Below are 17,912 nucleotides of genomic sequence, written 5' to 3' on the forward strand. Positions count from 1 at the left end.
GGGAGCGTGGTGCCCGGCACCACGCTCCCGGTTCGGCGATGAGTTCCGGACGGGTGCGCGGTCTGCAGACGTGGCCACGCCCTTCGCGGAATCCTGGAGACAGCGGTGAAGTTCTTGCTCACGTCCGGCGGTGTCACCAACCCGAGCATCCACGCGGCACTCGTGGAGCTGCTCGGCAAGCCGATCTCCGAGTGCCACGCGCTCTGCGTCCCGACGGCCCAGTGGGGCCACCCGCTGTGCGGGCCGGCGTCGGCGCGGGGCTTCGTGGCCGCCGAGCCCCGGTGGAGCCACTTCTCCGGCCTGGGCTGGGCGTCGCTCGGCCTGCTGGAGCTCACCGCGCTGCCCACGGTCGGTGAGCGCTGGGTCTCGTGGGTCGAGGAAGCGGACGTGCTCCTGGTCGACGGCGGTGACGCCACCTACCTGTGCCACTGGATGCGCGAGTCCGGGCTCGCGGACCTGCTGCCGTCCCTGTCGGGGAAGGTCTGGGTGGGGGTGAGCGCCGGGAGCATGGTGCTGGCGCCGCGGATCGGGAGCTACTTCGTCGAGTGGGCGGGTGCGCCGGACGACCGCGGCCTCGGCGTCGTCGACTTCGCGATCTTCCCGCACCTCGGCGCGTTCCCGACGAACACGCCGGCCGACGCCGAGCGGTGGGCCGCCGAGATCGCCGACCCCGCCTACGCCATCGACGAGCAGACGGCGATCAAGGTCGTCGGCGACACCGTCGAGGTCGTGTCCGAAGGGGACTGGACGAGGTTCGACGCCCGCGGGAGGTGAGCTGCCGGACGGCCCGGTGCGCAGCTGGCCGGCGCACCGGGCCGACGAGTTCCGGCCGCGCTCACCTGCGGTGGCGGACCCCGGCGTAGAGCAGCGCGATCGCGGCCAGCGCCGCCGCGAGCCCCGCCGCCCCGCGCTGGTTCGCGGCCAGCACCGCGTCGTTCTGCTCGCCGCTGGTGACAGTGAGCGCGTAGGCGAAGAGGAAGCCCCCGCCAAGGAACGCGACCGCCGCGGTCACGACCGCGAACGCCGGCAGCGTCGGGTTGTCGAAGTTGAAGCCGCCGCCGGTCAGCGACAGCGTCACGAACAACATCACGACCGCGATCACCACCAGCACCACGTTCGCGGACCGCGGCAGCATCGGGCTGCCGGTCAGGAAGGCGGCCACGATGACGAGAGCGTCGACGGCGATCACGATGAGCGAGGCCCACTGCACGGGCACCAGTTCCATGCCTCACGACCCTAGGCCCACCGGGCTGCCGGGTGAGCCGCGATCAGGAGCAATTGCGTTGTACCGCAATACCTCGGGCGCAGCCGGATGCGCGGGGGCCGCTCGACACCACCTGTCGAGCGCCTGAAGCGAGTCTGAAGGATCTCCCCGAGCGCTGGTCACGCCACGACGCCCGACGAACACTGTCCGCCATGGTGCAACTCGACGATCGCGCGGCGGTGCGGAGGCTGCACGACCGGCTGGGGGTGGGCCCGCGGCCCGGCGATCTGGACAGGACGTTCGACGCCGCGCTGGACGCGCTGCTCGGCGGTGACGCCGCCGGTGAAGTGGCCGCGCCCGTGCCCGCCAGCCCGCCCCGGCCCGCCAAGGGCGACCGCGCGGCGAAGCAGGACGCGGCCCGGCAGCGTGCGGAGGACGACCACGCGCTGACCACGTGGTGGCTCGACCGGTTGGTCACCACGGGCAGACCCGCCGTGGAGCGCACGACCTGGTTCTGGCACGGGCACTTCGCGACGAGCGAGCAGAAGGTGCGGTCTCCCTGGGCGGTGCTGGCGCAGAACGAGACGTTCCGCCGGCTCGGCCTGGGACCGTTCGCGGACCTCGCCCAGGCGCTGGTGGTCGACCCGGCGATGCTGGTGTGGCTCGACGGCGACGACAACAGGGCCGGGTCGCCGAACGAGAACCTCGCGCGGGAGTTCCTGGAGCTCTTCGCCCTGGGCATCGGGCACTACGAGGAACAGGACGTGCGGGAGGCCGCGCGGGCGTTGACCGGCTGGACGGTGCGGGCGGACACGGGCAAGGCGGAGCTGGTGGCCAAGCGCCACGACGACGGCTCCAAGACGGTCTTCGGACGCAGCGAGCGGTTCACCGCTCAGTCGCTGGTGACGCTGGTGCTGGAGCGGAAGGAAAGCCCCGAGTTCGTGGTGGGCCGGGCGTGGTTCCGGATGGTGTCCGCGCAGCCGCCCGCCGCCGACGTGCTGGCGAGGCTGGTCACCGCGTTCCGGCGCGACACCCGGACGTTGTTGCGCGCCATGGCTTCCGAGGCCGCGTTCCGCGATGAGGGCAACTCGCTGGTGAAGCAGCCCGTCGAGTGGGCCGTGGGACTGATGCGCGCGCTCGGGGTGCGGCCGCGCGACCTCGAGCGCAAGCAGGCTGACGCACTGCTGCGCGCTTTGCGTGGGCTCGGGCAGACCCCGTTCCGTCCGCCGAGCGTCGGCGGCTGGCCCGCCGGTGGCGCGTGGCTGACGACGGCCGCGTGGCCGTCGCGGCTCGACCTCGCGAAGCTCGTGGCGGAACGCGCCGACCTCGAGGCGGCCCTGGGCACGGCGGACCGGATCGAGGGGGTGCGGCGCCTGCTCGGCGTCGACTCCTGGTCGGACCGGACGAAGACCGCGCTCGGCAAGGTCGCCACCAACCCCGTGCAGCTCGTCGTCGTGGCGGCGAGCGCCCCCGAATACGTCGTGAGCAGGTGAGCACGTGGACACCCTGACCCGACGCCGTTTCCTCACGTTGTCCGGTGTCACCGCGGCCGGCGCCCTCGCGTTCGGCGCCACACGCGTGAACTGGGACGACCTGATGAAGGCGGCTTCCGACGACCCGCTCGACGCGAGCCAGGGCGTGCTCGTCGTCGTGACGCTCTACGGCGGCAACGACGGGCTCAACACCGTCGTACCGGCGGAGGACCGCGCCTACCAGGACGCGCGCCCCGACCTCGCCTACGAACCGGGGGAGGTGCTCGGCCTCGGCGAGGGGCTGGGCCTCAACCCCGGTCTCAAGGGGCTCAAGCAGCTGTGGGACGACCGCGGCCTCGCGATCGTGCGCGGGGTCGGCTACGCCCAGCCCGACCACAGCCACTTCCGGTCGATGGCGATCTGGCAGACCGCCTCGCCCCGCACGTCCGTGCCGTCCGGCTGGCTCGGCCGCTGGCTCGACGAGACCGCGGGCGACGACCCGTTGCGCGCGCTCTCGCTGGAACCGCTGCTGCCGCCGATGCTTGCGGGCGAACGCACCGCGGCGGCGTCCTTCCCGCTGAGCGGCCTGAAACTCCCGTCCGGTGCGCTCGGCGACGCCTTCACCGCGCTCGGACAGGCCTCCGACGGCGAGGAGCACTGGCAGGCACGCGTGGCGCGGTCGATCGCGGACCTGCGCCACACCGCCACGACCCTCACCGGTTCCCCCGAGGGCGGGAAGCTGCCGGACGACGACCCGGACGAGCAGCGCGACAAGGGCTCGTCGGCCGGCGGTGGCGGCGCACTGGGAGCACAACTGGACGTGGTCGCGCGCCTGATCGAGGCCGGAGCACCCTGCCGCGTCTACTCGGCGTCGCTGGGCGGGTTCGACACGCACTCCGACGAGCGCGCGACCCAGCAGCGACTGCTGTCCGAACTGGACGCCGCGCTCACCCCGTTCGTGCGCAGGGTGGGCAAGCGGGCGACGGTGCTCGTGTACTCCGAGTTCGGCAGGCGGGTGCGCGCCAACGCGAGCGACGGCACCGACCACGGCACCGCGGGTCCGGTCTTCCTGCTCGGCGCGGGCGTGCAGGGAGGGTTCCACGGCGCGCAGCCGAGCCTGACCGACCTCGACGACGGGGACCTGAAGCAGACCACGGACTTCCGCGACGTGTACGCCACCCTGCTCGACCGCGTGCTGGGCACGGAGCCGGAACGGGTGCTTTCTGACCACAAAGGACAGTTGGAGGGTCTGTTCGCGTGACGTCGCTCACCGGCGGATGAGGCCGAGGTCGGTCGCGGTGGCGACGGCGGCGGTCCGCGACTCGACGCCGAGCTTGGTGTAGCACCGCGCCAGGTGCGACTTCACCGTTCCCTCGGTGAGGTGCAGCCGAGCGGCGACGGCCCGGTTGGACAGACCGTCGGCGACCAGGCCGAGCACCTCGGTCTCCCGCCGGGTCAGCGCGAGCCTGGGCGCGCGCATCCGGGTCAGCAGCCGGTCGGCCACGGTGGGCGCGAGCGTCGTGCGCCCGGCGGCCGCGGTGCGCACGGCCGCCGCCAGGTCCTCGGGCAGGGCGTCCTTGAGCAGGTAGCCGGTGGCGCCCGCCTCGATGGCGGGCAACGTGTCGGCGTCCGTGTCGTAGGTCGTGACGATCAGCACGCGGGGCGCGCCGGGCCGGGCGGTGATCGCCGCGGTGGCCTCGGCCCCGGACATCCCGGCGCCGAACCGCAGGTCCATCAGCACGACGTCGACGTCACCCTCGGCCGCGCGGGCCACGGCCTGCTCGGCGGTGGCGGCTTCGGCGACCACGACGAGCCCGGGTTCGGTCTCCAGCACGGCGCGCAGTCCGGCGCGGACGACGGGGTGGTCGTCGGCCAGGAGGAGGCGGATGGGGGTGCCGGTCACGGGTGGCTCCCTGGTGGGAGTTGGGGGTGGGAGCTGCTGACCGGTGTCGGCTGGACGGTGGGGGTGTGGGCAGTGCGGTCGGGCGTCGGCTGGGCGGTGGTGACTTGGGCGGTGCCGCCGGAATTCGGCTGGACAGTGGGGTGAACGTGGGCGGCGCCGGGCGACGGCTCGACGGTGGGGGCGTGGGCAGTGCCGCCACGCGCCGGCTGGAGGGCGCGGGGCTCGGGGAGCGTGCGGTGCTGTCCCTCCGGCGGCAGCGGGACGCGGGCCAGGAGCGCCGTGCCGCCACCAGGCCGCGACTCCACGGTGAGCGACCCACCCAGCGCACCGGCACGGGCGCGCATCGCCGCCAGCCCGAACCCTCCCTCACCGGGGTCGGGCGACGGCAGGGCGGCGGGGTCGAAGCCGACGCCGTCGTCCACCACGGCGAGCGCGATCTCGTCGTCGAGGTAGCTCAGCGTGATCTCGGCACCGGTGGCGCCCGCGTGGCGGATCGTGTTGCCGAGGGCGGCCTGCGCGATGCGCAGCAGTGCCACCTCGGGCGCGGTCGGCAGCGCCACCGCCTCACCTCGCAGGTGAAAGCGCGCGGTGAGGCGGTGGCGGGTGCTCGTGGTGGTGCACAGGCGTTCCAGGGCGCCCGCGAGCGTCGTGTCGTCGAGGGCGGGCGGGGTGTGCGCGGCGACGAAGCGGCAGGCCTCGGCCAGGTTGTCGGCGGCGGCTTGGCGGGCCTGTTCGACGTGCCGGGCGGCCTTGTCGGGGGTGGCGGGCAACGATCGGCCGGCGGCGTGCAGCAGCAGTTGGATGCTGGTGAGGCCCTGGGCGATCGTGTCGTGGATCTCGCGGGCCAGGCGTTCGCGTTCGGCCAGCACGCCCGCGGTGTGCTGGGCGGCGGCGAGGTCGGCGCGGGTCGCGGTGAGCTCGTCGATCAGCCGCCTGCGCTGCTCGCTCTCGCGGTAGAGCGCCTGGTAGCCCCGGACGACGGCGACCGCGACGGCGGCGCCGAGTGCGGGGCCGATCGCGGCGACCGGGCTGAAGACGCCCTGGTGGGCGGCGAACGCGGTGATCGCGGCCAGCGCCGTCGCGGTCACGGCGACCAGTCCGGCGCGGCGCGGCAGCAGGTGGAGCTGCAGGAAGTACAGCGGGAACGCGACCCACAGCCCGTCGGCGGTGAGGACCAGCAGCACCAGCCACACGGCACCCACGGCGCCCAGCCACGCGGCGGCGGCCCACCGGGACGTGCGCACGCGGGACAGCAGCGGTCCGGCCACGTACAGCGCGCCGCACAGCACCGCCACGATGACCACCACCGCGGCCCGCGGGTGCGCCGCGACCACGGCCCGTGCCGCCGCCAGGACGAGCAGGGCGACGAACAGCAGGTGCAGACACCAGGTCAGCACCCGGTTGACCGGTGTCAGGGAAGGAGCGGCGGCGTTCACAGTGCCTCCCAGGCTACCCAGCGCCGCCGCCCGCCACCTCTGTCGAAAGGTGGAGACCGCGCGCTGTCCTCCGGCCCGGGAAGTGCCATCCCCGGCCAGATGCCGCGGCACCACCCCGCCGACGACAGTGGGGACGTACCCCCACCCTGACCGTCCGGAGAGGACTGATCGACGCCGTGTTCGTCGCATGGAGAGACCTGGTGCACGCCAAGGGGCGCTTCGCCCTGATGGGCACCGTCATCGTGCTGATCACCCTGCTGGTCGGCCTGCTGTCCGGGCTGACCGCCGGGCTCGGCCGGCAGAACGTCTCGGCGGTCACCGGCCTGCCCGCCGACCACGTCGCCTTCGCCGCGCCCGCCGGAGACCGCGAACTGTCCTACGCGGACTCCGCCGTCACCGAGGCGCAGTGGCGCCGGTGGGCCGCCGCCCCCGGCGTCACCAGCGCCGAACCGCTCGGCATCACCACCACCAAGGCGTCTGCGGGGGACCGGAGCGCCGGGGTCTCGGTCTTCGGCGTCCGGCCCGGCTCCGCCCTGGCGCCGGACGGCGGGTCGCTCGAGGACGACGCCGTCGTGCTGTCCGTCCCCGCCGCCGCCGAACTGGGCGTGCGGGCCGGCGACGACGTCGTCCTCGCCGGACGGCGGCTCGCGGTCGCCGCCGTGAGCGGGGACGCCTCGTACAGCCACACCCCGGTCGTCTGGGCCACCCTCGACGTGTGGCGCGCGGCCGCGCCCCCGGACCGTCCCTTCGCGACGGTCATCGCCCTGATCACCTCGAGCGCCGACCTCGCGGCCACCGACCGGACCACCGGCACCCGGACGGTCACCAAGGACGAGTCGCTGGCCGCGATCGGCTCCTACGCCTCCGAGAACGGTTCCCTGCAACTGATGCGCGGCTTCCTGTTCGCCATCTCCGCCCTGGTCATCGGCGCGTTCTTCACCGTGTGGACGATCCAGCGCAGCGCCGACGTCGCCGTGCTCAAGGCGTTGGGCGCCAGTACGACCTGGCTGCTGCGGGACGCCCTGGGCCAAGCGGTCGTCCTGCTCGTGGGCGGCACCCTCGTCGGCACCGGCCTCGCCGCGGGCCTCGGCGCCGCGCTGGCGGGCTCCGCGATCCCGTTCGTCCTCACGCCCGCCACGGTGCTCGGTCCCGCCGCCGTGACGGTGCTGCTCGGTGCCTTGGGCGCCGCGCTCGCCATCCGCCGCATCACCTCCGTCGACCCGCTGACCGCCCTGGGGAGCGCCCGATGAGCCTCGACCTGACCGGCGTGACCCTCACCTACCCCGACGGCGACGCCCGCCTGACCGCCCTCGACCAGGTCAGCCTGACCGTTCCGCGCGGCAGCCTGACCGCCGTGGTCGGCCCGTCCGGCTCCGGCAAGTCCAGCCTGCTCGCCGTCGCCGCCACCCTGATCACCCCCGACGCCGGCACGGTCGTGGTCGACGGCACCACGACGACCGGCCTGGGCCGGGGCGAGCTCACCGACCTGCGCCGCCTCAAGATCGGCATCGTCTTCCAGCAACCCAACCTGCTGCCGGCTCTCACCGCCGTCGAGCAGCTGCAGGTCATGGCACGGATCGGCGGCGGTTCCGCGGCCGCCGCCCGCGGCCGCGCGATGGACCTGCTCGACGCCGTCGGCCTGGCGCCGCAGGCACGGCGCCGCCCGCACCAGCTCTCCGGCGGTCAGCGCCAGCGGGTGAACATCGCCCGCGCCCTGATGAACGACCCCGCCGTCCTGCTGGTCGACGAACCGACGAGCGCCCTGGACCACGAACGCGGAGCCGCCGTCGTCGACCTCCTCACCCGGCTCACCCACCAGCGGGCCACCGCCACCGTGCTCGTCACGCACGACCGTGCGCAGCTCGCTGCGGTCGACCAGGTCGCCGAGGTCCACGATGGACGGCTGAGCGCGGTCGCCCGCTGACCGCTCAGAGTCCGCGGACGAACGCAGCCTGCCCCACGTGCTGCAGGTCGTCCTCCAGCACGCTGACCAGCCGCACCGCGCGGGTCACCGGCGGGTCCCACGACTCGTCGACCACCTCGGCGAGGTCCGCCGGTGCCAGCCCGCGCAGGTACTCCCGCGTCCGCTCGTGCACGGCGCGGTGGTAGCCGAGCAGCAGGTCCGCGGGCGCGACCACCGCGGCGACCTGCTCGGCGTCGTGGCCGTAGCCGGTGTCCTCGCGCGGCAGCGGCAGGTCGAACCGCTCCGCCCAGCCGCCGTCGGTCCAGACCTGCTCGGTGCCCGCCAGGTCGGCGACGTGGTCGTCCTGCACGCGGGTGAGGTGCCAGACGAGCCAGGCGATCGAGTTGGCGGAACCACCGGCCCGGTGCGCGAGCCGGTCGGGGGACAGGTCGTCGAGCACCTGGTCCACCGCCTGGCCGACGCGCTCGAACCCGTCCAGCAGCAAGTCCGTTGGGCTGATCTCACTCATGTCCCCAGATACCCGCGCGGGCCCGCGCCTACCCGAACGGCGGTTGCACTGTGACCTTTTGACCGCAGATAGTGCACATCTCGTTGAGCTGGACAGCCGAGCAACCGCGAACCACTGGGGGCAGCAGGCGTGGCAGATCCGCACCGTGCCAGTGCGGTCGAATCGGGGCTGGTGGACGACTCGGAGAGCCACGCGTCCCGTGATCCGCTGCGCCTGGTTCGATTGCTCACCAATGCTTTCGCGGTGCTGGGTGGTCTCGCGCTGGCCGGCAACCTGGTGTTCGCGGGCGAGGGGATCGCCCGCTTCCCGCTGGCGGCACTGGTGGTGCTCTCGATGGCCTCGTGGTGGCTGTGGCCGCGCCTCGACGGCTGGGCGCAGGCGGTGGCCGAGGGCGTCGTCACGGCGGGCGCGGCGCTGGTCCTGCCCAGCGCGCAACCCGTGCTCGCGTTCCTGTTCGGCGCCACGACCCGGCGCGCCCTGCACGACGGCCCGTGGCGCTACCCGGTGAAGTCGCTGGTGGCCCTCGGCGGCTACGTGGTGGGCGTGCACGTCGTGTTCGCCCGGCAGGACCGGGTCGAGCCGGAGACCGCGATGGCCGGTCTGATGCCGTTGCTGGGACTGGTGATCGGCACGTTCGCCCTGCACGAGACCGTGCGCGCGGTCCGGGCGCAGCAGGCCGCCCGCCGGACCGTGGGCGCACTGCTCCAGGCGACCCCGGTGGGCCTCGCCCTGCTCGACGAACAGGGCACGCCCCGGCTGCACAACGCCCGCGCCCGCGAGATGTTCGGCTGGCACGACGCCACCTGGGCGTACGCGGTGCCATGCCCGCACGGCTCCGACATCACCCGGTGCGGCCAGGGGTGCGCGGCCGCGGACGGCCCGGTCGAGGTGGACTCGCGCGAGGGCCTCGTGCTCGCCGTGCACACCGGGCTGGTCGAGCAGGAGACCGGGCCGGACCACACGGTCGTCGCCGCCGTGGACGTGAGCGGGCGCCGGGCGTGGGAAGAGGCGTTGCGGGACAAGGCGGAACGCGACGAGCTGACCGGGGTGGCGAGCCGCGCGCACTTCCTGCACCTCGTGCAGACAGCGATGGCCGCGCATCCGGTCGTCGGGCTGCTGATCGTGGACCTGGACAGGTTCAAGGACGTCAACGACGCCGACGGGCACGAGGCAGGCGACCGGTACCTCCGGGCCGTGGCGGCGCGCATCACCGCCGCGTTGCTGCCCGGCACCGCGGCGGGACGTCTCGGCGGCGACGAGTTCGCGGTGCTCGCCCCCGGCTTCGACGTCCGCGACACCGTCCGGCTGGCGAAGTCGGTGCTGACCAAGCTCACCGGCGCCCCGGAACCGTTCGGGGCGAGCGTCGGCGTCGCGGTGTCCCACGCCGGCACCGGACCGGCCGACCTGCTCCGCGACGCCGACACCGCGATGTACGTCGCGAAGCGCGAGGGCGGCAACCGGGTCCGCCTGTTCCACCAGGAGATGGGGGAGCAGGCACTCGCTCGGCAGCGGGACAGGGCCGACCTGCGCACGGCGGTCGAGGACGGCCAGCTGGTCGTGCACTACCAGCCGATCGTCGACCTCGCGACGGGCGAGGTGACGAGCGCGGAGGCGCTGGTGCGGTGGCAGCGACCCGGCCGGGGCCTGCTCGGGCCCGACGCGTTCATCGGCCTGGCCGAGGAGACCGGTCTCATCGTGCCGCTCGGGGAGAAGGTGCTCGAGTCCGCGTGCGCCCAGGCCGTTCGTTGGCACACCGAGGGCCGCTCCCTGGGCGTGACGGTCAACGTGTCCACGCGCGAGCTGTCGACCCCGGGCTTCCTGCCCCGGCTGGACCGGGTGATCACCTCCACGGGCGTGCACCCCGGCCGGTTGACCGTGGAGGTGACGGAGAGCGTGTGGGCCGACGAGACGGCGATGCGGAGCCTGGTGTCCGTGCGCGACGCGGGGGTCAGGGTGGCGCTGGACGACTTCGGCACCGGCTACTCCTCGCTCAGCTACCTCCAGCGGTACCCGTTCGACGTGGTGAAGATCGACCGCTCGTTCACGGGGGCGCTCGGCCGCAACGGCCGCACCGAGGGCGTGATCCGGTGCATCATCGAGCTGGCCGACGTCCTCGGCGCGAAGGCGGTCGCCGAGGGGATCGAGACACCGGAGCAGGCGGCCTGGCTCCGCGATGCCGGGTGCGCCTACGCGCAGGGCTACCTCTTCGGCAGGCCGGTCGACGCGGCGAGCTGGGACGCGCGCCGTCATGCACGCCGCTGACCGCTCCACCACGATGGAGGTGAGCGAGAGGGGACCGCATGACTGCCCGAGCTGGTGACCGGACCGCTGTGCCGTGGCGCGTGCTGCTGGTGGTGCTCGCACTGGGACAGGTCGTGAGCCCGCTGGTCGTGTCGGCACTGGGCGGCGGTGAGTTCCGGACGTCGGACCGCGCGGGCGAACCGCCGATCGTGCCCGCCGGGTACGCGTTCTCCATCTGGGGCCTGGTCGAGGCGCTGTGCCTCGCCTACGCGGTCTGGGCGCTGGTCACCCGGTCGCCGGGGCACGAGGTGCGCGACCGGCTGGCGAAGCCGTTGTGCGTGGTGTTCGCCGGGTTCACGGTGTGGCTCGTCGCGGCCGAGGTGGAACCGGTGTGGTCGACGGTCGCCGTGTTCGTCGTGATGCTGGTGGCGTTGCTCGTTTCTTTGCGGATCGCGTTGGTCGAGCGCGCCGAGATCGCGCGCTGGCACCGGGTTCCGCGCGTGCTGCTGTGGTCGACGCTGGGCGTCTACACGGGCTGGAGCAGCGTGGCGATCTGGGTCAACCTGACGACCGCGCTGACCGAGAGCGGGGCGCCGATCGACGGCCCGGCCGGGCTGGCCGGTCAGGTCGCGATCCTCGCGGGCGCGACGGCGACCGCGGTGGCTTTGCTGTGGCGCACAGCGGGTTTGCTGTCCTACGGCCTCGCGGTGGCGTGGGCGCTCGTCGCCGTGGTGGTCGCCACCGCGCAGGCGCAGCAGCCGGCGCTGGCGGTGATCGCGGCGGGCGCCCTGGTGTGCGTCGGGGCGGCGACCGCGTTCTTCCGCCTGCGCCGCCCCGCGGTGGCGTGACGGCTCAGCGGGCCTTGCGCAGCCGGAGGCTGTTCGCCACCACCAGCACCGACGACAACGACATCGCGGCACCGGCGATCAACGGGTTGAGCAGGCCCAGTGCCGCGAGCGGGAGTGCCGCCGCGTTGTAGGCGAACGCCCACACGAGGTTGCCGCGGATCGTCGCGAGTGTGCTGTGCGCCAGCGTGATCGCGTCGGCGACGACGGTGAGGTCCTCGCGCACCAGGACGACGTCGGCGGCGTGCGCGGCGATGTCGCTGCCGAGTGCCATGGCCATGCCCAGGTCGGCGGAGGCGAGCGCGGGTCCGTCGTTGATCCCGTCGCCGACCATCGCGACCCGGTGACCGTTGCGGCGCAGGCGTTCGACCGCCGCGACCTTGTCTGCGGGGCGGACGCCGGCGACGACCTCGGGGATGCCGACCTCGGCGGCGACCGCGCGGGCCGCCTCCTCGTGGTCGCCGGTGAGCAGCACCGTTCGCAACCCCAGCGCGTGCAGCCGTTCGACCGCGGCCCGCGCGGACGGGCGGACCCTGTCCCGCAGGATGATGCCGCCGACCACGATGCCGTCGCGGGCGACGAACACGCCCGTCGCGGAACCGAGAGCCGCGGACCACTCCTCCGCCTCGGTCGTCAGCGCGATGTCCAGTCGCGCCAACAGATCTCGTGATCCGACGTGCACGAGCACGCCTTCCACCTCGCCGCGCGCGCCCGCTCCGACCAGTGCCTCGAACGCGGTCACGGGTGGGCGTTGCGGGACCGCCGCCGCGATCGCCACGCCGACGGGGTGTTCGGAGGCGCCCTCGACCGCGGCAGCCCACCGCAGCACGTCCTGTTCGGCGTGGGTGGAGAAGGACGTCGTAACGGTGACCTCCATGCGCCCGGTGGTCACGGTGCCGGTCTTGTCCAGCACCACCGTGTCGATCGCGCGGCTCGCCTCCAGCGCGTCCGGGCCCTTCACCAGCACGCCGAGCTGGGCCGCGCGGGCGACGCCGACCATCAGCGCGGTCGGTGTGGCGAGGCCTAGGGCACACGGGCAGGCGATGATCAGCACCGCGACCGCCGAGGTGAACGCCTCCCGCGCGGTGTGCCCGGTCAGCAGCCACCCGGCCAGCGTGAGTGCCGACAACGCGAGCACCACCGGCACGAACACCGCGCACACGCGGTCGACCAGTCGTTGCACGCGCGCCTTGCGTTGCGCGGCCTGGTGGGCCAGCGCCCGCATCTGTGCGAGCTGGGTTTGGGCGCCCACGGCCGTCGCGCGCACGAGCAGGCGGCCCGACCGGTTGATCGTGCCGCCGGTGACCTGGTCGCCGGGACCGACCTCGACGGGGACGGGTTCGCCGGTCATCGACGAGGTGTCCACCGCGGACAGTCCCTCGACCACGACGCCGTCTGCGGGCAGCGCCTCACCCGGTTTCACCACCAGCAGGTCGCCGGTCACGACCTGGGCGGCGGGCACCGCGGTCTCGACGCCGTCGCGCAGCACCCGCGCGTCCTTCGCGGCGATGCCCGCGAGCGCTTCGAGCAGCCCCGCCGCGCTGCGCCGGGACCGGACCTCGAAGTAGCGGCCGGCGAGCAGGAACGTCGTGACGCCGGCGGCCACGTCGAGGTAGACCGCGTCCGCGCCGCCGTCGGTGACGCCGAAGCCGAGCCAGTAGCCGGGACCCGAGGAGCCCGCGAGCACCGACCACACCGCCCAGCCGAACGAGGCCAGCACCCCCAGCGACACCAGGGTGTCCATGCTGGACGACCCGTGCCTCAGGTTGCGCAGCGCGGCGCGGTGGAACGGCCAGGCCGAGTAGGCGACGACCGGCAGCGCCAGCAGCACGCACAGCAGCTCCCAGCCGGGGAACCGCAGCGCGGGCACGAGCGCGAGGCTGATCGACAGGTTGCCGAGCGGGATGGCGAGCACCGCCGCGACCACGAGCCGCCGGCGCAGCGCTCCCACCACGTCGCCGGTGTGCCGTTCCTGCCCGGCCGGTGCCGCGTCGTAGCCGGCATCGCGCACGACCTGCACGGCGTCGTCGAGCAGCATCCCTTGCGGCAGGTGGACTATCGCGCGTTCGGTGGCGTAGTTGACGGTCGCGCGCACGCCGTCGACCTTGTTGAGCTTGCGCTCGACGCGGGTCGCGCACGCGGCACAGGTCATGCCCTGCACGGAGAGTTCGACGGAGGTGTCCGTCGCGGTGGTCATGGTGGGTCAGTTCCTTCGTCCGGAGAGTTCCGCGAGCATCGCGTTGTAGGCGGCCAGCCGGTCGTCGTGTCCGTGGTCGGCGGCGCGGTCGAACCGCACGGCCTCTCGCCGGTCGGCCCGCGCCCACTGGTGCAGCAGCGCGAGGACGACGACGAGCATCGGGATCTCCCCGGTGGCCCAGGCGATCCCGCCGCCGAGGCGCTGGTCGGTGAGCAGGTCGGGCAGCCAGGTCAGGCCGAGCGTGCGGTAGAAGTCCTCGGCGATCACGCCCTGGCTGTTCATCAGCACCACGCCGAAGAACGCGTGGAACGGCATGACGGAGAACAGCAGGCCGAGGCGGGCCAGGTGCGGCAGCGTGCGCGGTGCCCGGTCGACCCCGACGACCAGCCAGAAGAACACGTACCCGGACGCCAGGAAGTGCGCGTTCATCAGCTGGTGCGCCCAGTGGAACCGCATCATCTCGCCGAAGAGGTCCGAGAAGTACAGGACGTAGAACGAACCGACGAAGACCACCGCCGCCACCGCCGGGTGCGCGACGGTCCTGGCGAGCCCGCAGTGCACGAGCGCGGTCACCCACTGGCGCGGTTCCGGCGGCAAGGCCCGCGACGCCAGCGTGACCGGCCCGCCGAGCACCAGCAGCACGGGCGCGAGCATCGTCAACGCCATGTGCGCCACCATGTGCGTGCTGAACATGCCCGACGCGTACCGGCCGAGCCCGGACGACGTGACGACGAGCACCACCGCGCACCCGGCGACCCACGCGACGGTTCTTCCTGCGGGCCACCGGTCTCCGCGCCGCCGCAGGACGCGCACACCGGCCACGTAGGACGCCGCCGCCAGCACCGCGCCGAGGCCGAGCACGAGGTCGAGCCGCCAGCCCAGCACCAGCTCCGCGGCGGACGGACCGTCCGGGAGCTCGAAGCCCAGCACGGTTTCCTGGGCCGAGGGACGCGACAACGCCCACGCGGGCGGCAACAGGTGCGTGAGACCGGTGGACGCCGCCAGCACCAGTCCCAGCGCCACCAGTTCGACGCCGAGCGGCCACCGCACATCCCAACGCGCCCGCGCCAGCGGGACCACTGCCACCACGATCAGCTTGAGGGACAACAGGACCACGTACCCGCCGGTGATCCCGGCCGGTCCGACGAGCACCGCGCCCACCACCGCGCCGCTGAGCACCAGCACGACCGCGCACCACGACGTGAGGCGCCGATAGCGCCGCAGGACCACCTCGGGCGAGGTGTCGCCGGGGGAGTGCCGTAGGTACCCGCGCAGCGCGACGAGCGCGCCGACCCACACCGCAGCTGCCGGGACGTGCCAGACCACCGCGTTCGTCGCCACGTCGTGCCACGCCCCATTGGCCACGTGCCCGGCTACGACCGGTGCGAGCACCCCGACCAGGGCGGGCACCAGCCACAGCACCGCCGTGACCCACGTCAGCGTCCACCGCGCACCGACGGCGACCAGCCCCGCCGCCGCGGTGGTGACCAGCCAGGCCTTGGGTTCCTCGGCCGCCGCCACCAGGTCAGGGAGGTGCTTCAGGGCAACGTTCAGGGGCTGCCCGGTCGCGTCCGAAGTGGAGAGCACCACGGCCGGGACCGAGGCCACGACCCACACCCCGGCGGCGGTGGCGGCGAGCCGGACCGCGGCGAACGACTGCGCGGTCAGCCCGGCGCGACGAGGTGGCGCGGGCAGCACGAAGCACGCGAAGACCAGTGCTCCCACCGTGATCGTCGCCGCCGCGTTGGCGAGCGTGCGCACGAGAGCGAAGGCCAGCGTCGTGAGTCTGCCCGGATCGCTGTCGCCCAGCACGGCGTGCACGTCACCCGCCCACACCACGACGACGACAACGACCACCGCAGACACCACCACCGCGGCGACCGCGGACCTGCTCACCCTCACGCCCACCAGTCGGACGAAGGGCGCCCGCGGTTCCGCCAGGACCCAGAAAGGTTTCTGCAAGGTCGCGCTGAGAACGTGCCTGTGTTCGCTTCGCACACCCGAACAGAGGGGGAACCTTGTTCGACAGCAGCAAGTTCACGAGGGCAGGTCTCGCGGTGGCCGGAGCGGTGCTCGCGCTCGCGGCCGGCACCACGACGGCGAGCGCGGCGCCGCAGCCGGGGGAGGTCGGCGCCGCCGCGACCTGCGGACGCGGGCACTTCTGCGCCTACTCGGGCATCAACTTCACCGGCACGGTGATCGACATGTACAAGTGCCGCGACCACTACATCCCCTGGACGAGCCGCGGTTCGTGGATCAACAACCAGACGGGCGGGGCGCGGGCCCAGTTCAAGGACAACAACGGCATCGTCCGCTGGACCTCGGACGCGCCCTACACCGACGACCGCGACGCGGACTGGAGCTGGGTGCACTACGTGCGTCCCTGCTGATCGCGCGCTGAACCCTTCCCCGGCGACCGTCGCCGGGGAAGGGTCAGCCCTGGTACGCCACCAGGCCCGGTCCCGCCTCGGGCACCACGTCGTGCGCCGTCATCACGTCCGCGCAGCAGTCGCAGGCCAGCGTGACCCGGGCCTCGCCCGTGCACTCCCGGTGCCGGTAGTGCACGGGCGGCCCGTCCGGCGCCATGTAGGCGTCGCCCCAGTCCTTGATGGCCATCAGGATCGGGTACAGGTCGTGCCCCTTGCGGGTGAGCCGGTACTCCGGGTGCTCCGCGTCGTCGGCCTGCCGCCGCGCCAGGATCTCGTGCTCCACCAGGCGACCGAGCCGGTCGTGCAGACGGCTGCGCGGGATGCCGAGGTTCGCCTGGAACGCGTTGAACCGCCGCACGCCCGCGAACGCCTCTTTGAGGATCAGCAGCGTCCACCGGTCTCCCAGCACCACCAGCGGGCGGGTGATCGAGCACGGCAGGTCGGCGAGCTCTTCGTACCGCATGCCCCGCAGCCTACCCAAGGCAGTCTCTTTTCGAGACCGCGCTGTGCTAGCTTCGGTCTCGAAAAGAGACTGCCTTGGAGGTCCCGTGAGCGCGCCCGCAGAACCGCACGAGACGCTGCAGAGGCTGCTCGCCGAGCGGTGGACGTGCCGGCAGTTCCTGCCCGAGCCCGTTCCCAGGCACACCACCGAGCGCCTGCTCGACCTGGCCCAGCGCACCCCGTCCTGGTGCAACACCCAGCCGTGGCACGTGGTCGTCACCGAGGGCGAGGGCACCGAACGGCTGCGCACGAGCCTGCTCGCGCACCTCCGAGCCGGCAACCCCGGCGGTCCGGACTTCCCGTTCCCCGCCCAGTACACGGGCGCCTACCAGGAACGCCGCCGGGAGTGCGGCAAGCAGCTCTACGCGAGCGTCGGCGTCGAGCGAGGCGACCACGAGGGCGCCGCCCGCCAGATGATGCGCAACTTCGAGCTGTTCGACGCCCCGCACGTCGCGATCATCACCACCGAGGCCGACCTCGGCGTGTACGGCGCGATCGACTGCGGTCTCTACCTGAACACGTTCCTGCTGGCGGCGCAGAGCCTCGGCCTCGGGGCGGCACCGCAGGCCGCACTGGCCGGGTACTCCGGCTTCCTGCGCGACCACTTCGGGCTGCCGGAGACGCGGCGCGTGGTCGTCGGGGTCTCGTTCGGCTACCCCGACCTCGCGCACCCGGTGAACGGCTTCCGCACCAGCCGGGCGGACGCGGGCAGTGCCGTCACCTGGCACTAGCCGGGAAGTCCCGCGCCAGCAGGCCGAACAGCAGGTCGTCGGTCCACTCGCCCTTCGCCCAGGTGTGCTCGACGCGGTGCCCCTCCTGCCGGAACCCGAGCCTGGTCAGCAGCCGGACCGACCGCGTGTTGCGGGCGTCGCACTCCGCCGACATCCTCCTCAGCCCGCGGTCGGTGAACAGGTGCGCGAGCATCCGCTGCACCGCCTCCGTCGCGTACCCGCGCCCTTGGTGCGCGGGGGCGAGGGTGAAGCCGATGGCCGCCTGCAGCAGGTTGTCGTGCAGGCCCACACCGACGTCGCCGACCACCTCGCCCTCGTGGTCGATCGCGTACTGGAACCAGCCCGGCGCCGCCGGATCGGTCATCTCCGCGATCATCCGCGTCGCCGCGTCGAGGGGGAACGGGGCGTCCCAGCTCTGGTAGCGCGCCACGTCCGGGTCCGAGCGGTAGTCCGCGAGCGCCGGGGCGTCCTCGGGGCGGAACGGGCGGATCGTCAGGCGGGCGCTCGTCAGGATCACGGTG

The 17,912-nt window shown here is 73.4% G+C and carries 16 protein-coding genes and 1 pseudogene; 9 read left to right on the top strand and 8 right to left on the bottom strand.

Going from position 1 to position 17,912, the window contains the following annotated elements; genetic code table 11:
- Positions 1 to 105 precede the first annotated feature (105 nt).
- A complete protein-coding gene (locus ABZX02_RS01545; protein WP_355294141.1) occupies positions 106 to 774 on the top strand; it encodes a Type 1 glutamine amidotransferase-like domain-containing protein in 669 nt (222 codons plus the stop codon).
- 61 nt (positions 775 to 835) lie between these two features.
- Here ABZX02_RS01545 and ABZX02_RS01550 read toward each other — a convergent pair whose 3' ends face one another.
- Positions 836 to 1,225 carry a hypothetical protein gene (locus ABZX02_RS01550; protein WP_355294142.1) on the bottom strand — a complete coding sequence of 130 codons (390 nt, stop codon included), beginning with the start codon at positions 1,223 to 1,225 and terminating at the stop codon, positions 836 to 838.
- A 191-nt stretch (positions 1,226 to 1,416) separates the two neighbouring features.
- Between ABZX02_RS01550 and ABZX02_RS01555 the strand changes: the two genes are divergently transcribed.
- Both ABZX02_RS01555 and ABZX02_RS01560 read left to right on the top strand, forming a co-directional pair.
- On the top strand, positions 1,417 to 2,697 hold the full coding sequence (locus ABZX02_RS01555) for a DUF1800 domain-containing protein (protein ID WP_355294143.1): 1,281 nt from the start codon (positions 1,417 to 1,419) through the stop codon (positions 2,695 to 2,697).
- Between the two features lie 4 nt (positions 2,698 to 2,701).
- Positions 2,702 to 3,937 carry a DUF1501 domain-containing protein gene (locus ABZX02_RS01560; protein WP_355294144.1) on the top strand — a complete coding sequence of 412 codons (1,236 nt, stop codon included), beginning with the start codon at positions 2,702 to 2,704 and terminating at the stop codon, positions 3,935 to 3,937.
- Between the two features lie 6 nt (positions 3,938 to 3,943).
- On the opposite strand, the gene ABZX02_RS01565 is transcribed toward ABZX02_RS01560, so the two are convergent.
- Positions 3,944 to 4,579 (bottom strand): response regulator transcription factor, encoded by a 636-nt coding sequence (locus tag ABZX02_RS01565; protein WP_355294145.1) that lies wholly within the window; start codon positions 4,577 to 4,579, stop codon positions 3,944 to 3,946.
- A gap of 248 nt (positions 4,580 to 4,827) precedes the next feature.
- Positions 4,828 to 6,015: pseudogene (locus ABZX02_RS01570) on the bottom strand (sensor histidine kinase); the annotation flags it as partial.
- Positions 6,016 to 6,191: 176 nt separating this feature from the next.
- Here ABZX02_RS01570 and ABZX02_RS01575 point away from each other — a divergent pair.
- Positions 6,192 to 7,265 (top strand): FtsX-like permease family protein, encoded by a 1,074-nt coding sequence (locus ABZX02_RS01575; protein WP_355294146.1) that lies wholly within the window; start codon positions 6,192 to 6,194, stop codon positions 7,263 to 7,265.
- The gene (locus tag ABZX02_RS01580; RefSeq protein WP_355294147.1) at positions 7,262 to 7,939 is read left to right on the top strand and encodes an ATP-binding cassette domain-containing protein; all 678 of its coding nucleotides are present in this window, start codon (positions 7,262 to 7,264) and stop codon (positions 7,937 to 7,939) included. Before ABZX02_RS01575 ends, ABZX02_RS01580 begins: the two co-directional genes overlap by 4 nt.
- A gap of 4 nt (positions 7,940 to 7,943) precedes the next feature.
- Here the strand turns inward: ABZX02_RS01580 and ABZX02_RS01585 are convergent, their stop codons facing one another.
- Positions 7,944 to 8,447 (bottom strand): DUF664 domain-containing protein, encoded by a 504-nt coding sequence (locus ABZX02_RS01585; RefSeq protein ID WP_355294148.1) that lies wholly within the window; start codon positions 8,445 to 8,447, stop codon positions 7,944 to 7,946.
- A 129-nt stretch (positions 8,448 to 8,576) separates the two neighbouring features.
- Between ABZX02_RS01585 and ABZX02_RS01590 the strand changes: the two genes are divergently transcribed.
- Together ABZX02_RS01590 and ABZX02_RS01595 are read left to right on the top strand one after the other, a co-directional pair.
- Positions 8,577 to 10,709, top strand: a complete 2,133-nt coding sequence (locus tag ABZX02_RS01590) for an EAL domain-containing protein (protein ID WP_355294149.1) — start codon at positions 8,577 to 8,579, stop codon at positions 10,707 to 10,709.
- Positions 10,710 to 10,747: 38 nt separating this feature from the next.
- Positions 10,748 to 11,536: a hypothetical protein gene (locus ABZX02_RS01595; RefSeq protein ID WP_355294150.1), complete on the top strand. Its 789-nt coding sequence runs from the start codon at positions 10,748 to 10,750 to the stop codon at positions 11,534 to 11,536.
- Between the two features lie 4 nt (positions 11,537 to 11,540).
- Here ABZX02_RS01595 and ABZX02_RS01600 read toward each other — a convergent pair whose 3' ends face one another.
- Together ABZX02_RS01600 and ABZX02_RS01605 are read right to left on the bottom strand one after the other, a co-directional pair.
- Complete coding sequence (locus ABZX02_RS01600) at positions 11,541 to 13,730, bottom strand: heavy metal translocating P-type ATPase (RefSeq protein WP_355294151.1); 2,190 nt, start codon at positions 13,728 to 13,730, stop codon at positions 11,541 to 11,543.
- Between the two features lie 6 nt (positions 13,731 to 13,736).
- Positions 13,737 to 15,626, bottom strand: coding sequence for a cytochrome c oxidase assembly protein (locus tag ABZX02_RS01605; RefSeq protein WP_355294152.1), 1,890 nt, complete (start codon positions 15,624 to 15,626; stop codon positions 13,737 to 13,739).
- A 122-nt stretch (positions 15,627 to 15,748) separates the two neighbouring features.
- Between ABZX02_RS01605 and ABZX02_RS01610 the strand changes: the two genes are divergently transcribed.
- Positions 15,749 to 16,120 carry a peptidase inhibitor family I36 protein gene (locus tag ABZX02_RS01610; protein ID WP_355294153.1) on the top strand — a complete coding sequence of 124 codons (372 nt, stop codon included), beginning with the start codon at positions 15,749 to 15,751 and terminating at the stop codon, positions 16,118 to 16,120.
- A 43-nt stretch (positions 16,121 to 16,163) separates the two neighbouring features.
- Here ABZX02_RS01610 and ABZX02_RS01615 read toward each other — a convergent pair whose 3' ends face one another.
- Complete coding sequence (locus tag ABZX02_RS01615) at positions 16,164 to 16,622, bottom strand: helix-turn-helix domain-containing protein (protein WP_355294154.1); 459 nt, start codon at positions 16,620 to 16,622, stop codon at positions 16,164 to 16,166.
- 85 nt (positions 16,623 to 16,707) lie between these two features.
- Between ABZX02_RS01615 and ABZX02_RS01620 the strand changes: the two genes are divergently transcribed.
- Positions 16,708 to 17,391 carry a nitroreductase gene (locus ABZX02_RS01620; protein WP_355294155.1) on the top strand — a complete coding sequence of 228 codons (684 nt, stop codon included), beginning with the start codon at positions 16,708 to 16,710 and terminating at the stop codon, positions 17,389 to 17,391.
- Here ABZX02_RS01620 and ABZX02_RS01625 read toward each other — a convergent pair.
- A complete protein-coding gene (locus tag ABZX02_RS01625) occupies positions 17,378 to 17,908 on the bottom strand; it encodes a GNAT family protein (protein ID WP_355294156.1) in 531 nt (176 codons plus the stop codon). The genes ABZX02_RS01620 and ABZX02_RS01625 overlap by 14 nt on opposite strands.
- Between the last annotated feature and the right edge of the window lie 4 nt (positions 17,909 to 17,912).

The sequence above is a fragment of the Lentzea sp. NPDC003310 genome (genome assembly GCF_040610935.1).
GTDB lineage: Bacteria > Actinomycetota > Actinomycetes > Mycobacteriales > Pseudonocardiaceae > Lentzea.

Excerpts from the sequence above, each read along its gene's own strand:
- ABZX02_RS01585 (WP_355294148.1), bottom strand. The coding sequence starts at position 8,447 with ATGAGTGAGATCAGCCCAACGGACTTGCTGCTGGACGGGTTCGAGCGC.
- ABZX02_RS01550 (WP_355294142.1), bottom strand. The coding sequence starts at position 1,225 with ATGGAACTGGTGCCCGTGCAGTGGGCCTCGCTCATCGTGATCGCCGTC.
- ABZX02_RS01600 (WP_355294151.1), bottom strand. The coding sequence starts at position 13,730 with ATGACCACCGCGACGGACACCTCCGTCGAACTCTCCGTGCAGGGCATG.
- ABZX02_RS01555 (WP_355294143.1), top strand. The coding sequence starts at position 1,417 with ATGGTGCAACTCGACGATCGCGCGGCGGTGCGGAGGCTGCACGACCGG.
- ABZX02_RS01615 (WP_355294154.1), bottom strand. The coding sequence starts at position 16,622 with ATGCGGTACGAAGAGCTCGCCGACCTGCCGTGCTCGATCACCCGCCCG.
- ABZX02_RS01580 (WP_355294147.1), top strand. The coding sequence starts at position 7,262 with ATGAGCCTCGACCTGACCGGCGTGACCCTCACCTACCCCGACGGCGAC.
- ABZX02_RS01595 (WP_355294150.1), top strand. The coding sequence starts at position 10,748 with ATGACTGCCCGAGCTGGTGACCGGACCGCTGTGCCGTGGCGCGTGCTG.